The 17058-nt window shown below is 73.5% G+C and carries 14 protein-coding genes and 1 pseudogene; 4 read left to right on the top strand and 11 right to left on the bottom strand.

All coding sequences use genetic code 11. The features are described 5' to 3' along the window. Positions 1-152: 152 nt before the first annotated feature. From AB0B66_RS39575 to AB0B66_RS39590, 4 genes are all read right to left on the bottom strand, one after another. Positions 153-1892, bottom strand: a complete 1740-nt coding sequence (locus AB0B66_RS39575; RefSeq protein WP_360540052.1) for a substrate-binding and VWA domain-containing protein — start codon at positions 1890-1892, stop codon at positions 153-155. A 170-nt stretch (positions 1893-2062) separates the two neighbouring features. Next, positions 2063-3247, bottom strand: a complete 1185-nt coding sequence (locus AB0B66_RS39580; RefSeq protein ID WP_360540054.1) for an alanine racemase — start codon at positions 3245-3247, stop codon at positions 2063-2065. Between the two features lie 94 nt (positions 3248-3341). Beyond that, on the bottom strand, positions 3342-4952 hold the full coding sequence (locus tag AB0B66_RS39585; protein ID WP_360540157.1) for an IucA/IucC family protein: 1611 nt from the start codon (positions 4950-4952) through the stop codon (positions 3342-3344). Next, positions 4952-6499, bottom strand: coding sequence for an IucA/IucC family protein (locus tag AB0B66_RS39590; protein ID WP_360540056.1), 1548 nt, complete (start codon positions 6497-6499; stop codon positions 4952-4954). Before AB0B66_RS39590 ends, AB0B66_RS39585 begins: the two co-directional genes overlap by 1 nt. Before the next feature lie 223 nt (positions 6500-6722). On the opposite strand from AB0B66_RS39590, the gene AB0B66_RS39595 reads away from it, so the two are divergent. Beyond that, a complete protein-coding gene (locus AB0B66_RS39595) occupies positions 6723-7673 on the top strand; it encodes a hypothetical protein (RefSeq protein WP_360540058.1) in 951 nt (316 codons plus the stop codon). 79 nt (positions 7674-7752) lie between these two features. Here AB0B66_RS39595 and AB0B66_RS39600 read toward each other — a convergent pair whose 3' ends face one another. After that, the gene (locus tag AB0B66_RS39600) at positions 7753-8631 is read right to left on the bottom strand and encodes an EamA family transporter (protein WP_360540059.1); all 879 of its coding nucleotides are present in this window, start codon (positions 8629-8631) and stop codon (positions 7753-7755) included. A gap of 82 nt (positions 8632-8713) precedes the next feature. On the opposite strand from AB0B66_RS39600, the gene AB0B66_RS39605 reads away from it, so the two are divergent. Further along, on the top strand, positions 8714-9673 hold the full coding sequence (locus tag AB0B66_RS39605; RefSeq protein ID WP_360540061.1) for a LysR family transcriptional regulator: 960 nt from the start codon (positions 8714-8716) through the stop codon (positions 9671-9673). On the opposite strand, the gene AB0B66_RS39610 is transcribed toward AB0B66_RS39605, so the two are convergent. Next, entirely contained in the window at positions 9614-10393 is a 780-nt protein-coding gene (locus tag AB0B66_RS39610) for a TSUP family transporter (RefSeq protein ID WP_360540063.1), read from the bottom strand. The genes AB0B66_RS39605 and AB0B66_RS39610 overlap by 60 nt on opposite strands. Before the next feature lie 260 nt (positions 10394-10653). Here AB0B66_RS39610 and AB0B66_RS39615 point away from each other — a divergent pair, with 260 nt between their 5' ends. Next, complete coding sequence (locus tag AB0B66_RS39615) at positions 10654-11457, top strand: alpha/beta hydrolase (protein ID WP_360540065.1); 804 nt, start codon at positions 10654-10656, stop codon at positions 11455-11457. A 181-nt stretch (positions 11458-11638) separates the two neighbouring features. On the opposite strand, the gene AB0B66_RS39620 is transcribed toward AB0B66_RS39615, so the two are convergent. The 5 genes and pseudogenes from AB0B66_RS39620 to AB0B66_RS39640 all read right to left on the bottom strand — a co-directional run. Further along, on the bottom strand, positions 11639-12607 hold the full coding sequence (locus AB0B66_RS39620; RefSeq protein WP_360540067.1) for a sporulation protein: 969 nt from the start codon (positions 12605-12607) through the stop codon (positions 11639-11641). Positions 12608-12659: 52 nt separating this feature from the next. After that, a complete protein-coding gene (locus AB0B66_RS39625) occupies positions 12660-14249 on the bottom strand; it encodes an ABC-F family ATP-binding cassette domain-containing protein (RefSeq protein ID WP_360540069.1) in 1590 nt (529 codons plus the stop codon). 162 nt (positions 14250-14411) lie between these two features. Next, complete coding sequence (locus AB0B66_RS39630; protein ID WP_360540071.1) at positions 14412-14699, bottom strand: GNAT family N-acetyltransferase; 288 nt, start codon at positions 14697-14699, stop codon at positions 14412-14414. 17 nt (positions 14700-14716) lie between these two features. Further along, complete coding sequence (locus AB0B66_RS39635; RefSeq protein WP_360540073.1) at positions 14717-15679, bottom strand: aldo/keto reductase; 963 nt, start codon at positions 15677-15679, stop codon at positions 14717-14719. A 49-nt stretch (positions 15680-15728) separates the two neighbouring features. Then, positions 15729-15968, bottom strand: a pseudogene (locus tag AB0B66_RS39640) (hypothetical protein); the annotation flags it as partial. 98 nt (positions 15969-16066) lie between these two features. Here AB0B66_RS39640 and AB0B66_RS39645 point away from each other — a divergent pair. Further along, positions 16067-16963 carry a DUF4184 family protein gene (locus AB0B66_RS39645; protein ID WP_360540075.1) on the top strand — a complete coding sequence of 299 codons (897 nt, stop codon included), beginning with the start codon at positions 16067-16069 and terminating at the stop codon, positions 16961-16963. Positions 16964-17058: the final 95 nt, after the last annotated feature.

A 17058-nucleotide genomic window follows, 5' to 3' on the forward strand; every position in this document is an offset into this window, starting at 1 on the left:
CCTTATTGTGCTGTGGCCTTACGGTTTCTTTTCCCGGGGGCGGTCTTCCGCAGCTACCCCCACACGTCTATGTGAAACGAGGCCGCGCCGGCGAGCGCCTCCGAGGAGGGGGCGGACGCCGGCGCGGCTCGGTCATGCGGGTGGGGCGACCGTCACTGGAAGTCGAAGATGGCGGCGCGCAGCACGTTGCCGATGTCGTACGAGCGCTCGGAGCTGTACGTGCTGACCTTCGTGGCGGCCGAGATCTTGGCGAGGGCCTCGCTGTTGGACGGCTTGCCCAGGGCGATGGTGACGACCTTGACCGGCCGCTCCTTGTCCGCGCCGTTGATCTTCTCGATCAGCTGCTCGAGCTTGAGGCCCGCCAACTGGTCGTCGTCCGCACCGTCGGACAGCAGCACGATCATGTTCGTCGCGCCCGGCACGTAGTTCTTCTGCATGTTCTGGTACGCCGCCCAGACCGTGTCGTACATGCCCGTGGCGCCGCCCGGCTCCAGGGCCTTGAGCTTCGACGTGAGCTGGTCGCGGCGGGGCTTGCCCGAGACCTCCTCGGTCATCTTGCCCAGCGGCACCAGTTCCTTGTACGCCCGGTTGCCGGTCTGCTTGGAGGAGAAGCTCCACAGGCCGACCTGCGCGTCGTCGCCGAACATGTCGACGGCTTCCTGCGCGCCCGCCTTGGTCAGGTCGAGCTTGGTCTGGCCGCCGGTGCCCCGCACCACACCGCCCATGGAGCCCGACACGTCGAGCACCAGCAGCATGTTGGTGGGGCGGGTGAGCGCCGTCCAGGTCTCCGTCGTCTTGGTGATCGACTCGGTGAGCAGCACGCCGCCCGGCAGGGCGGTGAGCTTGCTGATCACGCCGTTGGCGGGGGACAGCTGCGGACCGGGCTGGCGGTTGGAGTCGCGGTAGCCCTGCTTCTGCACCTCACCGCGGGCAGCGTCGCCGCGCAGGTAGCTCAGGAACGCCTCGGCCGCGGCGGAGCGCTCCGGGGTGGTCCAGGCAGCGTTCTTGAGCACCAGGTACGGGTTGTCGGCCTCGGTGGTGGCGTTCTGCGGGTAGACGGCCACCAGCGGCAGGTCGGGGTGCTCGGCGTTGTGCCGCACCACGTCCTGCTCCAGGGCGGGGAACGCGTTCACCGTCTTGCCGCCGCCGCTGACGTACTCGGCGAACAGCTCCTCGGTGGTCGTCTTGTAGAGCGCCATGCGCTGCTCCAGCGCGAAGACGCGGCCCAGCTCCTCCGGGTCGACCTCGGTGTTGTCGTCGGCGTCGATGATCGCCGACAGTGCGAGCAGGCCGGCCGTGGACGCCGCGGGGTCGCTCATGCCGACCTTGACGGAGCTGTCCTTGGCGAGCTTGTCGAGCAGGTCCTTCCAGTCGAGCTTCGCGTCGGGCCAGCCGAGTTTCTCGGCCGCGGCCTGCGGCATGGCGATGACCACGGGCGTCCGCGCCACGCTCGGCAGCCGGTCCGGCAGGACCTTGTCGGCTGCCTCGCTGGTGGCGGCGGCCGCCTTCACCCAGGCGCTGGACGGTGGGACCCACACGTCGGGCGCCGGGCCGGAGACGGCCGTGTCCCATTCGCGGGTCAGCGCGCGTACGGTCGCGGCGGTGTCCTGCTCGCCGATCGTCACCGAGGCACAGACACCGTCGACCGACGGGTTGGTCTCGGCCCACTTGCCGGCCAGCGCGCGCAGCAGGTTGGCGGTTCCCGGTTCGGCCACGACAGTGGCCTGGGTGCTGCCGCTGCACGAGTCCTTGATGACGTACACGTAGCCGATGGTCGCACCGGAACCGATCAGCACGAGCGCCGTCGGGATGACGATCCACGGTGCGATGCTGCGGCGACGGCCACCACCGCGCCGGTGCGATCGGACCGTGGAACTACGGCCGTTCGGCATCGGGGCCTCCGCTTTCGAGGGGTGTCGAGGGGGGTGAGAGGGGGGTGTTGCGCACCACAACTCGTGGTGGAACCGGCACAGTCTAGGACCTTGTCAAGCCAGGTCGAACAGGGCGGACCATCTCGTGATCATCCGATTCGCTGGGTAGATCGCGGGGTCACTCTGCGCGGTCAGATGACGAGGAAATCCGGCTCCGGATGCCGCAGGAACGCGTGGTGCGAGATGTCCCAGCCGTACGCCCCGGTCCGGCCGAACACCAGCAGGTCACCGACCCGCAGCCGGTCCACGCGCCGGCCCCGGCAGAGCACGTCGCGGGGCGTGCACAGCTCGCCGACGGCGTCCACCGCCACCCCGGCGACCTCCGGCCGCGGCCACGGGTACTCCCACCGGTCCACCGGCAGCGCCGTGAACGGGTGGTCGTACCCCCAGGCCGCGGGCAGCCGGAAGTGGTGCGTGCCGCCGCGCAGCACCGCGAACCAGCGGCCGTGGGTGCGCTTGAGGTCGAGCACCTCGGCGGCGTACCAGCCCGCGTCCGCGGCCAGCCACCGTCCCGGCTCGACGACCAGCTCGACCCCGTCCGGCACGCTCACCCGCAGCTCGTCCAGCGCGAACACCGCGTCACCGGCGTAGTCGACGCCGAAGCCGCCGCCCGCGTTCACCGCGCGCAGCGGCACGCCCAGCCGCCGCGAGGTGGCTGCCGACCAGCGCAGCGCTTCGGCGAGGAAGGCCGAGTGCGCGGCGGCGTCGAGGTTGTTGGAGACCGCGTGCAGGTGCCACCCGGCCAGGTCCAGGCCGGGTAGCGAGCGGGCCAGCGCGACCGCCTCCGGCAGCTGCGCCTTTTCGACGCCGAACGGGGTCGGCGCGCCGGTCATCGCGTGCGTGCCGGGCAGCCCGGCGTCGGCGCGGTTGACCCGCAGCGTGATCGTCGCGGTCGTGCCCGCCCGCTGGGCGAGCAGGCTCAGCCGGCGCAGCTCGTGCACGCTCTCCACGTTCACGGTCACGTCCGCGGCCGCGCTCAGGCGCAGCGCGTACGCCAGCTCGGCGTCGGTCTTGGCCGGGCCGCCGAACACGATCCGGCGTGCCCCGGCCGCCTCGGCCAGGGCCAGCTCGCCGCCGGACGCGACCTCCAGCCCGTCGCAGGCGTCGGCGGCCGCGCCGACGATCGCCGGGTGCCCGTTGGCCTTCACCGCGTAGCAGACGGTCACCCCGGGCAGCGCCCGCCGCAGCTCACCGACTCGCGCCCGCAGCACGCCGGGGTCGTAGACGTAGGCGCAGACCGGCCCGTCGAGGCCGCGCAACGCCGCCGCGATCCGCTCCGGGACCCCGTGCGGGCCTGCCGGAGCCGCGTCCGTCATCCCGGGTGTCCATGATCCGGACACTTCCGGGACGGATGCGGCCCCGCCGGACGAGGGAGCCGTCCGGCGGGGGTCGCGGTGCGGGGAGCGCTGATCAGAGGGCATACAGCGGATTCTGCACCGGGACGTAGAGGTCGCCCGCGCCGACCAGGCGCATCCGGGTCAGCGCCTTGTGCGGCACCGTCGCGGCCGTGTAGAAGGCGTGGTCGGGATGCCCGGCCAGGCTCTCGTCCACGACCTCGCGCACGATCCGCCAGGCGGCGTCGGCGGCCAGGCCGTGCGACTGCCCCAGCCGCAGCACCAGCTCGCCCAGGTGCGCCTGGAACGCGGTGTACGCCACCTTCGACAGCAGCACCGTCTCGTCCTCGGTGCCGATCACCGAGCCGGGCCACAGCTGCAGTCGGGCCCCGGAAGCCGCCAGCCGCGGGTGGTGCACGCGCAGCCCGGCCAGGTCCCGCAGGGCGAGCCGGTGCGGGACGCCGTGCCGGAAGGTCGGCACACAGTTCTGCAGGTGCGCCTCCAGGCCGATGCCGTGCCGGGCGGCCAGCGCCAGCACCGGCGGCAGCAGCAGCGCGGCGTACTCCCGCAGGAAGCCCGACGCGGCCGCCCTCGGGTCCGCCGGCGCACGGGTGTCCGCGTACCGGTCGACGACCCCGGCCAGCAGCGTGCGCCCGGTGACCGGGTCGACGGCGGCCAGCGAGCTCGCCGGGACCGGCTGCTCGTCGGCGGCCAGCCGGCCGCCCAGCCCGTCGCGCACGATCGTGCTGAGCTGGCGGCCGTCCGCCAGCAGTCCGGCGACGCCCGCGGGCTCTGCCATCAGCAGCACCCGGTCGCCGCCCGGCACCAGCTCCAGCAGCCGGGCCAGCACCTCGCTCAGCGCGGGGCCGTTGCGGGTGGAGGCGATGGAGATGCTGCGCCGGGTCGAGGTGACCTGGATGTCCAGCGACAGCTTCAGGTACGTCGACCCCGGCGGCAGCACGGTGCGCAGCGCGGCGGTCGGCCGCGCGGGCAGCACCTCGTCGAGCACCCGCAGCGTGCCGTCGGCGAACAGCGCCGGGTGCCGGCCGGTGAGGTGCCGCAACTGCCAGATGTGCACCGGCAGCAGCCGCCGCCCGCCGGGAGCCGGCACGCCCAGCCGCTCGGACAGGTCGTCGCCCAGCGCCAGCTCCCGGGGCACGGCCAGGAAGCCGATCGCGGTCGACTCGCTCTCCAGGTCGTGCGCGATCAGGTCGCCGGTGCCCCACCCCAGCCGGGTGCGCCCGCACGGGTGCAGGTTGTGCCCCTCGACCGCGAGCTGCTCCAGCCGGGCGGTGCGCTCGTCGGGCGCGGTGCCGTCGAGCAGCGCGAGCATGTCGGCGGCGCCCGCGACGGTCGCCGCGGCCCGGTGACCGGGGTCTATCGTCGCCCGGCGGGCGTACGCCAGCGCCAGCCCGTGCACCGCGCTGTCCAGCTCCGCGCGCAGGCCCTCGTGGGTGACCAGGGTGACCGGGTCGACGTCCACCGGGCCGAGCAGCACCCGGTCGAAGCCGTGCCGTTCGCCGTGGAAGCGGGCGCGCGCGTCGCCGAGGTCCTCGCGCCACAGCGCCTCGGCCAGCCGGGTCGCCACGGTGACCCGGGCCTGCGGCAGCGCGTCGAAGTAGCCGGCCAGCAGCTGCGGGGCCAGGTCCGCCAGCTCGGCGGCGATGGGGTCGGCGAGCGGGCGCATCACGCGGCCAGCGGGTTGGGCAGCTGCGCCCAGGCGTCGTCGAGCGGGTCGTCGGCCAGCCGCATCGCGGTCGTCGCCTTCAGCGGCAGCGGGTCGCCGAGCACCGAGCGCGCGTCCGCGGCCGCCGACGGCGGCAGGTTGTCGTACGTCTGCTCCACCCGGTCGCGGACCAGCCGCCACAACTGCCGCGGCTCGATGCCGTACTCGCGGGACAGCACCGCGATGGGCTCGCCGAGCGCCACCGCCAGGCCCGAGCCCAGCGCCTTGGCCCGCAGCTGGGCCGGGTCGTCGCTGGCCAGGTCGCCGTGTAGGCGGGGCACGTCCACGCCGTGGCGGCGCAGCCGCTCGGGGCTCAGCCGCACCCCGCCGACGTCGCGGTAGGACAGCCCGGTCGGCCGCCCGTGGGTGAGCGTGACCAGCAGGTTCTGCCCGTGCGCCTCCAGCGCGACGCCACGGTGCAGCAGGGTCAGCAGCGTCGGCACGATCAGCGCGGCCAGGTCGGCGAGCAAACCGGCCGGGTGGCCGCCGTAGCCGAGCAGGACCGCTTCCCGGATCAGCGGGCGGCCGTCCGCCGGGGACGGGGCGGCCAGCGCCGCGACCGGCAGGATCACCTCGTTCGGGCCGGGCTTCGGGGCGCGCCGCACCACCACGGCCAGGCTGCGCAGCGGCGTGCCATCGGTGTCCAGCACCGCGCCCGCGGCCAGTTCGGGCCACACCTGCAGCCCGAGGTCCGCGGCGACGACGGCCAGCAGCTTCGACACGACCGGGCCGTTGCGCACCGCGGCGGGGGAGACGATCCGCACCGCGCTGGTCATCTGCACGTCGACCGCGGTCTTGTAGTGCCGCGTCGGGTCGGCGGCCGCGGCCAGGGTGCGCAGCGACATCAGCGGTTTGGCCGCGATCCGCGCGCCGTCGGGTTTGAGGAAGGGGTACGCCGACAGCACGTGCTCGCGCTGCCACGGGTGCACCGGCAGCCGCGGCGCGAGGCCCGCGCCGGTGGTCAGCCAGCGCTTGGCCGGCACGGTGAACACCTCCAGCTCGACCGTGGGCCGGTGCTCGGGGGCGTAGCGCAGCACCTCGGCCTGGGACATGCCCAGCCGGGTGCGGCAGCACGGGTGCAGCGGGTGGCCGTCCACGACGGACTGCTCCAGCAGCGCCAGCCCGTCGGGCCGTCCGGCCAGGACGGTCAGCGTCGGCTCACCGCCGGGCCGGTAGGGCTGGTCGGCGCGGGCCAGGGCGAGCCCGGCGACGCTGTCGGCGACCTCCGCGGTCAGGCGTGCGCCGTCACCGGGCAGGTTCAGCGCTCGCAGCAGCTCGACCGGGTCGTCGAAGGCGCCGGCGTCGGTGACGACGCGAAGGCCCTCGGGCGGCACGGCGAAGGGTTCGGCCATGGCGGCGGAACCGATCACCCGCTTGCCTCCGGCGAGGGTGACCCGGACGTCGCCGCCGTACACCTGGCGCTCGACGCCGGGCAGCGGCTCGCGCACCAGCGCGCCCCACAGCCGGGCCAGGATCGCCGCGCGGGCCCCGGGGAGCGTCTCGGACACACTCGGCACGGTGTTGATGGTCCACTCCCTCGTCCGGCGGGCTCGGCAGAGATCCAGTGTGGACCACCGGGGCGGCCGCCTGCCAGCGCCCGCGCTCAGCCTAGCGTCCTAGGATCGCGTAGCCGGAGTGACGCCCCCGGGACGCCGCCGGGCGACCGATCACGGCTGCTCCGGGTCACGCGCCTGGGCCAGGCCCTTGCCTGGGGCTGCTGCAATGTGGGTCATGGCAGACGGGGACATGGAAGCGCGGCTGGCGGCCGCGGCCGAGGCGCACCGCGAGCGGCAGGCCGCCGCCGTCCGGCATCGCGAACTGCTGCGGCTGATCGGGCAGGCCGAGACGCTGGTGCGGGAGCTGACGCAGGCCCACGCGCGGGAGGCCCGCGACGTCGTACGCCTGGAGACGGTCACCCTCACCCGGGTGATCGCGGCGCTGCGCGGCACCCGCCACGACGCGATCGCGCGGGAGCGGGCCGAGGCCGACGCGGCGGCATACCGGCTGGCCCGTGCCGAAGCCGACGAGGGCGCCCTGCGCCGGGAACTCGACGGGGTCGCCGCCCGGTTGACGGCCCTGGAGGACGCGCCGGGCCGGTATGCGGCGATGCTCGACGAGAAGGAGCGGGTTCTGGCGGCCGGCGGTGGTGACCGCGCCCGGCGGCTGCTCGACCTCGCCGAGGCGCGCGGTGTGGCCGAAGCGGAGCTGAAAGAGATCCGCGAGGCCCAGCACGCGGCGGCGGCAGCGTCGAAGGCCCTGCACGACCTGCGCAAGCTGCTCGACAGCGCCGACGGCTGGTCGACGTACGACACGTTCTTCGGCGGCGGGATGATCAGCAGCGCGATCAAGCACGACCGGCTCGACGAGGCGGCGAAGGCGGCGGCCCTGGCCGACCAGCGCATCGCCGTGCTGAACGCCGAACTGGCCGACGTGCCGGGAGGCGGTGCGGCGGCCGCGCTGACCATCAGCGGGCTGACCCGTTTCCTGGATGTCTGGTTCGACAACATCTTCACCGACCTGGCCGTACGCGACCGGATCAAGCAGGCGCTAGTCGGCGCGAAGCAGTGCGATGAGCAGGTCGGCCGGATCGGTGAGCAGCTCGATGGGCGTCACGCCGGCGTCCGGGCCCGCCTGGCCCAACTCGCCGCCGACCGCGAGCAGACCCTGACCGCAGCTCCATAACCGCTGCTTGCGGCGGTGAATGGTTAGGAAGGGCACCTTCTACAACGCGGAGCGTTGTGAAGGTGCCCTTCCTTCGTTCTCAGCGGTGGCCGGAGCGTTGGGCGCCGATGCCGGCGGCGATGACGAAGGCGACGCCGGCGACCTGGAGCGGGTGCGGGGTCTGGTGGAGCACGGTCGCGCCGACGAGCAGGGCGAACGCGGGTTCCAGGCACATCAGGGTGCCGAAGGCGGCGACGGTGAGGCGGCGCAGGGCGAGCAGTTCCAGGGCGAACGGGAGCACCGGCAGGAGCAGGGCCAGCCAGGCGGCCTGGACGAGGACGGCCCAGGTCAGGTTCGGCAGGGCCTGGGGTGCGCCGATGGCGGCGGCGGCGACGGCCGATACGGGCATGGCGATGGCGAGGCCTTTGACGCCGCTGAAGCTGTCGCCGACGCGCTGGGTGAGCACGATGTAGCCGGCCCAGCCCGCGGCGGCGACGAGGGCGAGCGCGACGCCGGTGAGGTTGATGTCGCCGAGCCAGGGCCGGGTCAGCGCGAGTACGCCGGCCAGGGCGAGCGCGGGCCAGAGCAGGCCCCAGCGGCCGGTGCGGCGCAGCACCGCCAGCGACAGCGGGCCGAGGAACTCCAGGGCGACGGCGGTGGCCAGCGGGATGCGGGCGATGGATTCGAAGAAGGCGACGCTCATGGCGGCGCTGACGACGCCGAGGCCGATCGCGCTGAGCAGGTCGTGGCGGGACTGGGCGCGCAGCCAGCGCGGCGAGGGGCGGGCGATGAGCACGAAGGCGAGCGCGGCCCAGCAGCCGCGCAGCCAGGCGGTGCCGGCGGGGCCGATGTCGTCGAACAGGCGAGTGGAGGCGGCCGCGCCGACCTGCACGGAGAGCATCGACCCCATGATCAGCCCGATGGCGGGGGCGGTGCTCTGGCGGCGGGTGGTGCTGGTGGCGATGTCGACTGCGGTCACCACTCCATGTCACCGGATGAAGATCATGCCGTCCACCACGGGTCTGCGGATGGACCGTCCGCGATTCGCGGATGATGGAGGCGTGGACACCAGGCTGCTGCGCGTGCTCGTCGAGCTGTCGGACCGGGGCACACTGCGCGCGGTCGCCGAGGCCACCGGGTATGGCACGTCGGCGGTGTCGCAGCAGTTGGCCACGCTGACCCGGGAGGTGGGCGCGCCGCTGGTCGAGCGCACGGGGCGGACGGTCCGGCTGACTCCGGCGGGGCGCCGGCTGGTGACGCACGCGCGGCCGATCCTGGCGGCGGTGGACGCGGCCCGCGCGGCGCTGGCGCGGGGCGGGGAGCCGGGCGGGGCGGTGCACGTGGCGGCGTACGCGTCGGTGCTTTCGGGGGACCTGATCCCGGTGGTGCGGGAGCTGGCGGTGTCGTTTCCGGGGTTGCAGCTGCTGCTGCAGGAGCAGGAGCCGCCGGAGGTGCTGCGCCTGCTGGGGGAGGACCGCGTCGACCTGGGTTTCGTGTACGACTACGACCTGGTGCCGCGCGGGTGGGACGGGTACACGGTGCGCCAGCTGTGCGAGACGCCGATGGTGCTGGCGGTGCCGGCGGAGCGGGATCTGCCGGAGCGGATCGACGAGCCGGGGCGGCTGTGCGCGCTGGCGGGGCAGTCGTGGGTGGTGAACTCGCGCGGTCCGGCCGACGACGAGCTGGCGGTGCGGGTGTGCGCGCTGGCGGCGTACCAGCCGATGATCGAACATCGGGCGGACAGCATGGATCTGGTGCTGGACCTGGTGTCGGCGGATCTGGGGGTGGCGCTGGTGCCCGGTCACCTGCCGGAGCATCCCGGGGTGCGGTTCGTGCCGATGCCGGGGGTGCCGGTGCGGCGGCGCATGTTCTCGATCACCAGGCCGGGCCGGGAGCACTGGCCCGCGGTGAGCCTGGTGATCGAGCGGGTCGCCGCGCACGCGCTGGCGGAGCGGTGGCGGTCAGGCCAGCCACTGGTCGTAGGACAGCCGGGCGATCAGGGCGAGCACCACCACGAGTAGCACGATGCGCACGAAGCCGGACCCGCGTTTGAGGGCCATCCGGGCACCGAGCTGCGCGCCGATGATGTTGCAGACGGCCATGGCCGCGCCGAGTTGCCACCAGACGTGATTGCCCGCGGCGAACACGATGAGCGCGCCGAGGTTGGTGCCCGCGTTGACGATCTTGGCCATGGCCGAGCCGTGCAGGAAGTCCGCGCCGATGACGGTGGTGAACGTGAGCACGAGGAAGGTGCCGGTGCCGGGGCCGATCATGCCGTCGTACAGGGCGATGACGCCGCCCGCGAGCGCGACGGCGAGCGCGGCGCGCTCGCGGGTGCGGCGTTCGGGGTGGGCGTAGATGCCGTTGTTCGGGCGGAACGTGACGAACAGCGCCACGGCGACCAGGATGGCCAGCACGACGGGCCGGTAGACGTCCTTGTTCGGGGTCAGTTCGATGGCCAGCCACGCGCCGAGGCCGGACACGAACACGGCGATGGCCCCGGCGGGTCCGGCGACGCGCCAGTCGATGCGGGTGCGCCGGGCGTAGGTGATCGCGGCGCTGGTGGTCCCGGCGATGGCGGTCATCTTGTTGGTGCCCAGGGCGGTCGCCAGCGGCACCTGCGGGGGCAGGCCGATGAGCAGGGCCGGGAGCAGGAGCAGTCCGCCGCCGCCGACCACGGCGTCCACCCACCCGGCGGCGGTGGCGGCGGTCAGCAGCAGGCTGAGGCTACCGGCGTCCACGGGCCGGCGTGGGGGTGCTGTGGATCATGATGATTTGCGGCGCTGGGTGGCGAGCCACATCCCGATCGCCCCGATGGCGATGAAGAGCAGCATGAAGCAGACGAGGGCCTTGAACACCCGGCAACCATAGCGACTGCGCGGCCGGTGATCGAGGGCGGCGGTGGGCGGTCTCGGCGAAGTCCGGTGCCGCCCCGGCGGCCTGGCGTAGGTTGGGTCGTGGCCGACCCCCGGGCCGTAACCGGGTTCGGAAGGAGTCGGCCATGATCGGTCGCAGCAGATTCCTGGGCGTGCTCGCCCTGTCCGCCGTCACGGCGCTCGCGGTGGTGGCCACGCCGGCCACAGCCGCGCAGAAACAGACAAAACCGACTATCGTACTGGTTCATGGCGCGTTCGCGGACGCGTCGAGCTGGAACGGGGTCATCCCGCTGCTGCAGGCGCAGGGATATCCGGTGGTGGCCGTCCCGAACGAGCTGCGCAGCGTCAAGGGCGACGCCGCCGAGGTCGCCGCCGTGCTCAAGAACATCACCGGACCGATCGTGCTGGTCGGCCACTCGTACGGCGGCAGTGTGATCTCCAACGCGGCCGAGGGCAACCCGAACGTCAAGGCCCTGGTGTACGTCGCGGCGTTCGCCCCCGAGGTGGGCGAGTCGGCGGCGGCGCTGTCGGCCAAGTTCCCGGGCAGCACGCTCGGACCGGCGCTGGCCAAGCCGGTGGCGCTGCCGGGTGGCGGCAACGACCTGTTCATCGACCAGGCGAAGTTCCGCGACCAGTTCGCCGCCGACGTGCCGGCCGAGCAGGCCGCGCTGATGGCGGCGGGCCAGCGCCCGATCACCGAGGCGGCGCTGAACGAGGCGTCGGCGAACGCGGCGTGGAAGAACATCCCGTCGTGGTTCGTGTACGGATCGGCGGACAAGAACATCCCCGCCCAGGCGCAGGCGTTCATGGCGCAGCGGGCCGGCTCGAAGGAGACCGTCGTCGTCGACGGCGCATCCCACGTCGTGATGATCTCCCACCCCGACCAGGTCGCGAAGCTCATCCAGAACGCGGCCGCGACGGTGCAGTAGCAGCCCGCGAGCAGGGCCGCACCGGCGCACGGTCGGCCGGGCGGGCTACTCGGCCGACGGGCGTCGGGCCGGGAACGACGCGCACCATGATCACTGGACTTGCCAGGCACCTGGGCGAAAGCGGGTTCAAGATACGCACAGGTGCCTGGCAAGTCGGATGGTCATGGTGCGGGCCGTCGGGTCACTCGTCGCCGAAGCCGAAGTCCATGTCCATGTCGAAGACCTCCTCGGCCACCTCACCGGCGACCATGCCGCCGAGGAAGCCTGCGGCCGCACCGGCGGCGACGCCGCCCATGCCGTGGCCGCGGTGGCTCTGGTGGCCGCCGTGCCCGCCGTGGAAGCCGTGCCCGCCGCCGTGGCCGTAGCCGCCGTGGCCCGAGCCGTGGCGGTCCAGCGCCCCGCGGATCCAGCCGTCGACGACGGTGGGCCAGTCGGTGGTGGCCGCGTCGGCGTGGCTGACGTGGTGGCGGCTGAACGTGTCGTGCGAACCGAGGAAGCCGCGCTTGTCGAACTCCAGCACCACGTCCATGCCCTGCGGGCTGGTCACGAAGGTCAGCTCCAGCTGGCGCATACGGCCCGCGTACGCCTGGGACGGGTGGAACTCGATCTCCTGGTAGAACGGCAGCGTCTGGTGCACCCCGTGGATGCGGCCGCGCTCCAGGTCGGCGCGGGTGAAGTGGAAGCCGAGCCGGCTGAACGCCTCCATGACGGCGGCCTGCAGCGGCAGCGGCTCGATGCCGACCGGGTCGAGGTCGGTCTTGTCGACGGCCTTGGCCACCGACAGCTCGGTGCGCACACCCATCGTCATGCCGTGCAGCGGCGTGCCGTAGAACCGGGTGACCGGGGTCTCCCAGGGCACGTCGAACGAGAACGGCAGCGACTGCTGCGCGCCCGCGGCCAGCGTGAACGAGCCGGTCAGGTGGACCCGGTGGAACTCCACGGTCGCGTCGTACTCGCTGTCGTGGCCCTCCACCTCGACCCGGGTGACCAGGCCGACGGAGACGTATTCGATCAGCGTGTCATGGTCGCCGCCCTTGATGTGCACGGTGCCGCTGAGCGTGCCCCCAGGCTGTACGACGGGGGTCGCGAGCACGGTGTCCACCGACGGTCCGCCGACGCCGAACGCGGCGAGCATCTTCTTGAAAACCACTGAACTGCATCTCCTCTGGGTGCGGGTCCACTCGACCTGCGCTCACACCTTCCTAGCAGACGAGGTCCAGTCGCGCCCCGGCCCAGTGCCGGCGCAGCCACCGGTCGTGGCTGGCGACGACGATCGCGCCGGGCGCCCGGCCGAGCGCGTCCTCGAGTTCGTCGGCCAGGGCGGGGGACAGGTGGTTGGTCGGCTCGTCGAGCAGCAGCAGGTGCGGCGGGTCGGCGATGAGCAGGGCCAGCGCGACCCGGCGGCGCTGGCCGACGCTGAGCGCGCCGACGGGCCGGTCCAGGTCGCGCGGGGCGACCAGGCCCAGCTCCACCAGCGGTGTCTCGGCGTGGCAGCGGTCGTACAGCGCGCGGGGCGTGGCCGCGGGGTCGTCGAAGCGGTCGTCCTGGGCGAGCAGTCCGACCCGCAGCCCGCGGCGGCGGGTGACGCTGCCCTGCGCGGGGCGCAGCTGCCCGGCGAGCACCGACAGCAGCGTGGACTTGCCCGCGCCGTTAGGCCCGGTGATCAGCAGCCGCCCGTCGGCGGGCAGGTCGAGGCGGTCCAGTCGCAGCCGGCCGGGCACGTGCACGTCGCGCAGGGTCAGCGCGGCGTCCTCGCCCGCCCCGGCGGAGGTCAGTGCGGGGGCCTGGAACTGCAGCAGCGCGGGCGGTCTGCGGATCGGATCGCGTTCGAGCACCGCCAGGCGCTGCTCGGCGTTGCGGACCCGCCGCGACACCTGCGACTGGACCCGGGCCCCGTGGAACTTGTAGCCCATCTTGTCGGCGTCGCGTGGCGGCCGTCCGGGCGCGACCTGCCGGGCCGTGGTCGCCGCGGACAGCCGCAGCGCCGCGAGCTCGTCCTGCTGGTCGGCGTACGCGCGCTCCCAGCGGGCCCGCCGCTCCCGTTTGGCCCGCACGTACTCGGTGTACGCGCCGCCGTAGCGGACCAGGCCGCCGGGGGCGTCGTCGCTGGGGTCGAGGTCGACGATGTCGGTGCAGACCTCGTCGAGGAAGACCCGGTCGTGGCTGGCGACCACGACCGCGCCGGGCAGCTGCCGCAGCTGCTGTTCCACGAACGCCACGGCGTCCTCGTCGAGGTGGTTGGTGGGCTCGTCGAGCAGCAGCGCGGCGGGGCGGCGTACCAGCAGGGCGGCCAGGGCGACCCGGGAGCGCTGGCCGCCGGACAGGGTGCCCAGGGTGCGTTCCCGGGCGACGTCGGCCAGGCCGAGGCCGTGCATGACGAGTTCGGCGCGGCGTTCGGCGTCCCACGCGTCGAGCTGCTCCGCGCGGGCCAGGGCCTGGGCGTACGCGTCCAGCCGGTCCGCGTCGCCAAGGTCGCGGGCCAGCTCGTCGAGCTGGGCGAGCAGTTCGCGGCTCTCCTTGAGCGCCTCGGCGAGCACGTCGCCGACGGTGTCGCCGGGCGAGTACGGCAGCTCCTGGTGCAGCAGCCCGAGGTCGTCGGGGCGGACGACCGTGCCGGAGTCGGGGCTGTCGGCCCCGGCGAGCAGGCGCAGCAGCGTGGACTTGCCCGCGCCGTTCTCGCCGACCAGGCCGACGCGGCGGCCGGCGGACACGGTGAGGCTGACGCCGTCGAGCACACGACGGTCGCCGAAGATCTTGACAAGGTCGGTCGCGATGAGGGTTTGCGCAGGCATGAACACCACCGAGGGGATCTCGATTTCGAAGCCTGCCGGGCATCCGCGACGCCCCCGCACAGCGGTCGGGTCGTCGTCGCCTCAGGTCACAGGCCGGTCGGTGATGTCACAGCTCCATAGTGGGGCCAGCCTAACGGCCGGCCCCACGAGGCTGCCAGTGATTTACGCCCGCTCGATCAGCGGCAGGTACTGCGGGTTGTCCTCGACCCAGCGGCGCACGAACGAGCACTGGGGCACCACCTGCACGTCGTCGGCGGCGGCCCCGGCCAGCGCCGCCGCGCACAGCATCGCGCCGATGCCGCGCCCGCGGGCCTCCGGCTCGACTCCGGTGTGGTCGAACACGATCGACCCTGGCTTGCGGTGGTACGTCAGCACGCCCAGCAGGCGGCCGCCCTCGCGGGCCTCGTACCGGCTGCTCTCGGGCACCTCGACGACCTCGACCTCGGCCACGGACCTCCCCCTCTCCGTCACAGCGTCGGCAGCGGTGCGAGCTTGTCCAGCTCGGCGAGCTCCGCCGCGGTCGGCTCCCAGTCGGCGGCGGCCGCGTTCGCGGCGACCTGCGCGGGGCTGGTCGCCCCGGCGATGACCGACCCGCAGCCCGGCTGCGCCGCCAGCCAGCCGATCGCGACCTTGCCCAGCTCGTGGCCGTTGGCCTCAGCCCAGCCCGCGAGCGCCTCGACGGTGTCGAGCCGCTCGTCGGTGATGAAGGCGGCCTGGTCCTTGGCCAGCCGGCTGTCCGACGGCGCGCCCTGCCCGCGGCGCACCTTGCCGGTCAGCAGGCCGTTCGCGAGGGGGAAGAACGGCAGCACACCCAGCCCGAAGTGCCGGGCGGCGGGCACGACCTCGATCTCGCTGCCGCGCTCCAGCATCGACCAGTGGTTCTGCGCGCTGACGAACGGTGTCACGCCCATGATCTCGGCCAGCCGCGCCGCGTCGGCGATCTGCCAGCCCGCGAACTGCGAGCTGCCGATGTAGCGGACCTTGCCCTCGACGACCAGCTCGTGCAGCGCCGCCAGGGTCTCCGCCAGCGGCGTCACCGGGTCCGGGGTGTGCAGCTGGTACAGGTCGATGTGGTCGGTGTTCAGCCGCCGCAGCGACTCCTCGACGGCCCGGCGGATGTAGGCCCGCCCGCCCTTGGCTCCCGCGGCCGGGCCGTAGCCCATGTCCGCGCCCTGGTGGCCGAACTTGGTCGCCAGCACGACCTGGTCACGGCGTCCCTTGAGGACCTCGCCCAGCATCGACTCCGACGCCCCGATCGCGGTCGCCCGGCCGTAGATGTCCGCGGTGTCGAAGAACGTGATGCCCGCGTCGATCGCGGCGTCGACCACGGCACGCGTGCCGTCCAGGTCGAGCCGCCACCCGAAGTTGTTGCAGCCCAGCCCGACCGCCGAGACGACCAGCCCTGACTTTCCCAGTGCCCGATAGCGCATGATCGCCACACTATCTCGCCCGGCCCGGACCCCACCGGTGCGTCCATCGTCAGGGGACGAAGCGGGCGAGCAGGTCCTGGGCGGCGCGGTCGACGGCCGCGCCGTTGCCCGGGTCGGGGACCTTGATCTGCGCGCCGGTGACGGTGTACCACTCCTCGGCGCCCTTGTACTGCGCCCGCAGCGTGACCGTGCCGTCCTTGCCGACCTTGGGCTCCAGGGTCAGTTCACCGGTGATGGTGCCGACCTCGTCCGTCATCACCCCGCCAGGCGGTGCCACCACATCCTTCGTCATGCCGCCCGTCTACCCGCGCCGCCGGCCCGCTACACGCGCGGCCACCCGGTCGAGGCTGTGCAGGTCATCGGCTCACCTGGGGCTATGCTCCCGCGGTGCCGCTGACGTTCCCCTCGCACCTGGCACCGGTGCTGCCGCTGAAACTGTGGCGGCCGCGCTGGTTCGACGGGGTGGCACTGGCCGCCGGGGCGGTCGCGCCCGACGTCGCCTACCTGGCGCTGGACGCCGACGGGCGGCTGTTCGCCGACACCCACGCCTGGCACGCGCTGCTGTGGTGGTGCCTGCCGGTCGCGCTGGCCTACACCTGGATCACCCGGCGCACGATCGGCGCGATCGCCGCCCACCTGCCCGAAACCCGGCGTTTGACCTGGCGGGCGTACGCCGAACTCGCCGACCACCGGCACCACTGGTCGATCACTGTGGCATCGTGCCTGCTCGGGGCCGCGAGTCACGTCGGGTGGGACCGGATCACCCACACCGACGGCTGGATCCACACCGTGTTCGGCGTGCGCTGGGCCGATGTCAGCCCGATCGCCTGGTGGACGGTGTCCGACCTGGCCGGCACCGTCCTCGGTGCGGCCGTCGTCCTCACCGTCGCGGCCCGCGCCGCCCGGCGATCCGGACACGATCATGCCGCAGCCAGCCGTACGGCCGCCGCCGCTGACGCAGTTCCCGCCGACAGCGCCGGTCCCACCATCAGCGCGGGACCAGTTGCCAGCACCGGTCCCGCCATCAGTGCGGAGCTCGCCGTCAGTGCCGGGCTCGCCGTCAGCGGCGGTGCGGAGCCGTTCCGCAACCGGCCCCGGATCTTCTGGACGGCGGTGGCGCTGGCGGCGCTGGCGGGACTGGTCGCGGTGCCGTCGCTGCCCGGTTCCGGGCTTCCCTCGGCGACCGGGGTGAGACTGCTGCACGTGGCCGCCGGAGCGCTGCTGGTCGGGGCCGTGTCGGTGCGGATCGCGGCCCGGCGGGCCTTCGCCACGGCGACCCACTGAGACAGCAGACCACCGTGCAGAGCTCCTCGGCCGCGGATCTAGAAGCTCTATGGTCGTTGGGGCAGCCATAAAGCTTCTAGATCCGCGGAATCGGG

Source organism: Catellatospora sp. NPDC049111 (assembly GCF_040648615.1).
In the GTDB taxonomy this organism is placed as follows: domain Bacteria; phylum Actinomycetota; class Actinomycetes; order Mycobacteriales; family Micromonosporaceae; genus Catellatospora; species Catellatospora aurea.